This is a genomic window from Streptomyces sp. NPDC037126 (genome assembly GCF_055605965.1).
This window is the reverse complement of record NZ_JBVJTD010000071.1, coordinates 1-5227: the sequence shown is the minus strand read 5'-3', so window position 1 is coordinate 5227 and position 5227 is coordinate 1. Positions and strand designations below refer to the sequence as shown.

The following is a 5227-nucleotide window of genomic DNA, read 5'->3' as shown; positions in this document are numbered from 1 at the left end:
ACCCGATACGAAAAGACCGCCACCTCCTACGAAGCAGCGGTCACTCTCGCGTCGTTCCTGCTCTGGGCAAGATCCGTTTGAAGACGGACCCTAGAAATCGTTCGGTGTAACTCCCGATCATGGAAGATGCATCGATGACCAGTGACTCCCGGGATGCTGGCCAGCACGGCGTGGGGAATGCAGTCGCGGCGCTGGTAGGCCGGCCACCGGTGCGAGACGCCCGCCGGATGTTCCACCCCCGGCGTCCACCGCGTCCCGCACGACGGACACTCCGCCGCGTCCCGGACCTTGGTCAGCGCCACCACCGACCCGCCCACCGGCCGCACCGGCTCGATCTCCACGGCGTGGTCACCGATGGTGAACATCGCCCGGCCGATCTGGGCGACCAGCTGCCGGTCGCCGGAAACGATCTCGTCATAACGACGCCGGGAAACCTGACCGACTTTCTCCAACAGCATGGGGAAACACCACCCCTCCCAGGGGCCGGGAGGGGCACTGAAGCCGCAAGGAACCCGCGGCCCCTTTCCTCCTTCGGGAGGGTCCTCCCGCCGCGAGATCGCCGCCAAGACGTGACGCCAACTCGGTCAGAATCGGAACAAGCTGGGTAAACGGAGCGTTCATATCGGCGTCACCGTGACGGTGTTCTGAACGCTTCCTGTCGCTGACGCCAGGACCTCGTCCGGCACCTGGGCGAGCAGTAGACCGTCCCGAACCGGTAGTACAAGACCGTTTTTCAACGACAGGCCGATGTCATCGGCATAGACCTGCAACGACGCGTTCACCCCGAACAGCGCGTCCGAGTGCGGAGCCGACCCGCCCACCGGCCGCACCGGCTCGATCTCCACGGCGTGGTCACCAGCGGCGTCTGACCGGCGTCGACGAGATGGTGCTCTCCTTGTCCGCGGAGGGCCTCACGCACGGGGAGATCTCCGCTCATCCCGCCGAGGTCTACGGAGCGGAGGTGTCCAAACAGACCATCTCCACCATCACCGACAAGGTCATGGAAGGCATGGCCGAATGGCAGAACCGGCCCCTCGACCGCGTCTACCCCGTCCTGTTCGTGGACGCCATCAACGTGAAGATCAGGGACGGGAAGGTCGCGAACCGTCCGATCTACGTGCTGATGGCGGTGACCGTGGACGGCACCCGCGACATCCTCGGCATCTGGGCCGGCGACGGCGGCGAGGGCGCCAAGTACTGGTTGCACGTGTTCACCGAGCTGAAGAACCGCGGCCTGGACGACGTGCTCATGCTCGTCTGCGACGGGCTCAAGGGCCTTCCCGAGGCCGTGGAAACCGTCTGGCCTCGCACGATTGTCCAGACGTGCGTGGTTCACCTGCTGCGCAATTCGTTCCGTTACGCCGCCCGTCAGGACTGGGACAAGGTCGCCAAGGCACTCGAGCCCGTCTACACCGCACCCAGCGAGGACGCCGCGACGGAGCGGTTCCTGGAGTTCCAGGAGTCCTGTGGAGAGAAGTATTCGGCGATCGTGAAGCTGTGGTCGGACGCCTGGGCCGAGTTCGTGCCCTTCCTCTCCTTCGACGTCGAGATACGCAAGGTCATCTGCAGCACGAACGCGATCGAGAGCGTCAACGCCCGCATCCGCAGGGCCGTCCGCGCCCGCGGGCACTTTCCCAACGAAGCCGCCGCTTTGAAGTGCATCTACATGGCGCTGATGAGCCTGGACCCGACCGGCAAGGGCCGCAAAGCGGTGGACCATGCGCTGGAAGGCGCCCCTGAATGCCTTCCAGATCGCCTTCGAAGGCCGCCTCACCCCGAGCAACAACTGACCTTCAACAACCAAGATCAGCCGTTAAATTGACACACCCCCACCAGCCGGAGTTCATGCCCACCCACCCGAACCAAATGATCACGTTCGGAAAGCGGATGGCGTCTCAGGCGCGTGGCGGTCGGCGTCCTCCCAGACGGTCAGCCAGTTGTGCAGGACCGCGAGGAACCGGGAGTCGGGGCGGCGGCGAGGAATCGTTCCGTCCTGCTGCAAGGCGGCGGCCGTCGCGCTCGCGCCATGCGATGGAGATCTGCGACGGGGCGGGCGTGCGGTTCCCCCAGTCCACCCACCGGCCCGGCGGGTCGAGGTTGTCCTTCAGGGAGCCGGTCGCCTCGATGTGGCCGCCGGTGAACACCGCCTCGTCGGCCGTCGGCCGACGGCCGGCTCGCCGTCGGCCATTCGGATTTTGGCGACCACGGGCATACTGGGGATGGTCGCGATCGGCAGGGGGCGATGATCAGGCCGCTATCGGCGATCTGGTCCGCCCATGCCTTCGGCACCGGTGGCGGGGTGCACCAAGCCACCATCCGGTCGTACGGCGCCTTGTCCACGAAGTTGGCAGTGCCGTCGGCGACGTGGCAGTGGATGTGGTCTGGGCCGCGCTCGTGGTGGATGAGGTTCGCCCACTTCACGAGGCGACTGTCGACGTCGAGGCTGGTCACCGCGCCGGAGCAGCCGGAGCCGGTGCCGAACTCGGCGACGTCATGCCCGCCTGGACGTCGAGGGTGGTGAGCTCACGGCGGATCACGGCCGGGTTAGAGCGGTGCGGGGTTGGCGCCGTGGCCGTCGTGGTGGGTGTAGTGGCGTGCGGCGACAGTCGTGGCGGCGTCGATGACGGCGATCACTGCTCACTCCCTGAAGGGGCTACGAGCACTCGTATGCGACAAATGCTCCAGCCGGGCGAAGGACATGCGCTCGGATGGATGTGGGCGTGGGCCACGGCACATCCGTCCGGCACCCTCCCAGCAGGCGCCCGCCGGCGCAAGGGTCATTGCGCCACATGTGCTCCGCCTGACGCTCTCCTGCTACGCACTGAAGTGCCTGCCGATACGGCGGTATATCGCCGAACGCATGCGCCGAATGGCGTATTAAGGCCGCTGGTCCGGGCCGGCAGCGCGGGACTCGGGGTACTTCTTGTACAGCGTGCCGTGATCGGACAATCGCACGCCCGATGTAGTTGCTCACCAAGCGGCTGGCTTGTCGAGAGCGGAGTGGCTCAGACCTTGAGCGGAGCCGTGAATGGTCGGGCTCGTCCCGGCGGCCTGACACTGGAGGTACGCATGTGCGGGATCACAGGCTGGGTGTCCTTCGACCGTGATCTGAGGGCTGAGAAAGCGGCCGTGGACGCGATGACCGTGACCATGTCCTGCCGGGGTCCGGACGACCACGGCACCTGGTCCGAAGGGCACGCGGCTCTCGGTCACCGCAGGCTCGCGATCATCGACCTCCCCGGCGGCCGACAGCCCATGAGCGTGGTGACTCCCGAAGGCATCGTGGTGCTCGTCTACTCGGGCGAGACCTACAACTTCACCGAGCTGCGCCGCGAACTGATCGACCGCGGCCATCGTTTCACCACCGACTCCGACACCGAGGTGGTCCTGCACGCCTACCTCGAATGGGACGAGGCTCTCGCCGAGCGGCTCAACGGTATGTACGCCTTCGCGATCTGGGACGGTCGCCGCAACCGGTTGGTAATGGTCCGCGACCGTATGGGCGTCAAACCCTTCTACTACTACCCGACCTCTGACGGCGTCCTGTTCGGCTCCGAGCCGAAGGCGATCCTCGCCCACCCGCTCGCCTCCGCCCGGGTCCGTCTTGACGGACTTCGGGAGATCTTCGGCATGGTCAAGACGCCCGGGCACGCGATCTGGGACGGAATGCGGGAGCTGGAGCCCGGCACCCTCGTCACCGTCGACCGGCAGGGAATGCGCCGGCGTATCTACTGGCAACTGGAGACGCGCCAGCACATGGACGATCGCGCCACCACCATCGCCACCGTGCGGTCTTTGCTCGACGACATCGTCCGCCGCCAGCTCGTCGCCGACGTCCCTCGCTGCATGCTGCTGTCAGGAGGCCTGGACTCCTCCGCGCTGACCGCACTGGCCGCCCGCCGGCTCGCAGAGCAGGGAGAGAAGGTGCGCAGCTTCGCCGTGGACTTTGTGGGACACGCCGACAACTTCGTCGCGGACGAGCTGCGCGCCGCTCCAGACTCCCCGTTCGTGCACGACGTCGCCCTCGCTTCCGGTACGGAACACCAGGACATCGTCCTTGACACGCAAGCTCTGGCTGATCTCGACGTGCGAGCCGAGACGATCCGGGCACGCGATCTGCCTCTGGGTATCGGTGACCTGGACTCCTCGCTCTACCTGCTCTTCCGGGCGATCCGCGACCACTCCACCGTCGCGCTGTCCGGCGAGGCGGCCGACGAGGTCTTCGGTGGCTATCTCCAGTTCTTTGACGAGGAGGCCAGACATGCCGACACCTTCCCTTGGATGGCCAAGGCTCAGCGCTTCGGAAGCGACTCCGGCATCCTGAACCCCGCCCTCAGCGACGCCCTGGACCTTAAGACGTACATCGCGGACAGTTACGGCACCGCCATCGCGGACATCCAACGCCTGGACGGCGAAAGCGACTTCGAGTACCGGATGCGGAAGATCTGCCATCTGCACCTGACCCGGTTCGTACAGCTGCTACTCGACCGCAAGGACCGTATGAGCATGGCGATCGGCTTGGAGGTGCGGGTGCCGTTCTGCGACCACCGGCTCGTCGAGTACGTGTACAACACGCCCTGGTCGTTGAAATCGTTCGACGGCAGGGAAAAGAGCCTGCTGCGCGAGGCCACCGCCGACCTGATCCCGACATCCGTGTACGACAGGGCTAAGAGCCCCTACCCGTCCACCCAGGATCCGAAATACGCGCTCACCATTCAGGAACACGTCAAGGACATCCTCGCCCGCCCCTCCCACCCGATCTTCGACCTGCTCGACCGCGACCGCGTCCACGAAGCCGCCCACCGTAGCACACCCCAGGTCACGCTGGCGTCGCGCCGCGGCCTGGAACGCACCGTGAACCTGGCCCTCTGGCTGGACATGTACCAGCCAGAGGTGTCCTTCACCTGAACCCGTAAGCCTGCCGCGTGTCTCCCGATCATGGATGTAACACCTGATGAGCGACGTGACGTCTCTGGTGCGGCGGTTGAAAGGGTCCCGCCGGCCGAGTTGCCGGCGGACGTGCCGGACGAGCCAGTTGATCGGGCAGTTGAAGCAGAGTTCTTGTCGTATTCATGGCGGGAGTGCACACACCGGCGGCTTACCGTCTCGGGCCGAGCAGACGGGCCACCCGGGGGTGTGTCCAGTCAACGGCTGATCTTGGTTGTTGAGGTTCAGTGGCTGGTGGTGGGGGTGAGGCGTCCTTCGAAGGCGATCTGGAAGGCGTTAA

The 5227-nt window shown here is 65.9% G+C and carries 4 protein-coding genes and 1 pseudogene; 2 read left to right on the top strand and 3 right to left on the bottom strand.

Annotated elements, in window-relative coordinates; translation table 11 throughout:
- Window positions 1–26: 26 nt before the first annotated feature.
- Both ACZ7FF_RS44790 and ACZ7FF_RS44785 read right to left on the bottom strand, forming a co-directional pair.
- Complete coding sequence (locus ACZ7FF_RS44790; protein ID WP_470820499.1) at window positions 27–458, bottom strand: hypothetical protein; 432 nt, start codon at window positions 456–458, stop codon at window positions 27–29.
- 159 nt (window positions 459–617) lie between these two features.
- Window positions 618–845 (bottom strand): hypothetical protein, encoded by a 228-nt coding sequence (locus tag ACZ7FF_RS44785; protein WP_470820497.1) that lies wholly within the window; start codon window positions 843–845, stop codon window positions 618–620.
- A 2-nt stretch (window positions 846–847) separates the two neighbouring features.
- Here ACZ7FF_RS44785 and ACZ7FF_RS44780 point away from each other — a divergent pair.
- Window positions 848–1790, top strand: a pseudogene (locus ACZ7FF_RS44780) (IS256 family transposase); the annotation flags it as partial.
- A gap of 139 nt (window positions 1791–1929) precedes the next feature.
- Here the strand turns inward: ACZ7FF_RS44780 and ACZ7FF_RS44775 are convergent.
- A complete protein-coding gene (locus ACZ7FF_RS44775) occupies window positions 1930–2421 on the bottom strand; it encodes a hypothetical protein (protein ID WP_470820500.1) in 492 nt (163 codons plus the stop codon).
- Window positions 2422–3069: 648 nt separating this feature from the next.
- On the opposite strand from ACZ7FF_RS44775, the gene asnB reads away from it, so the two are divergent.
- Complete coding sequence (gene asnB, locus ACZ7FF_RS44770; protein WP_470820495.1) at window positions 3070–4908, top strand: asparagine synthase (glutamine-hydrolyzing); 1839 nt, start codon at window positions 3070–3072, stop codon at window positions 4906–4908.
- The last annotated feature ends 319 nt before the right edge of the window (window positions 4909–5227 follow it).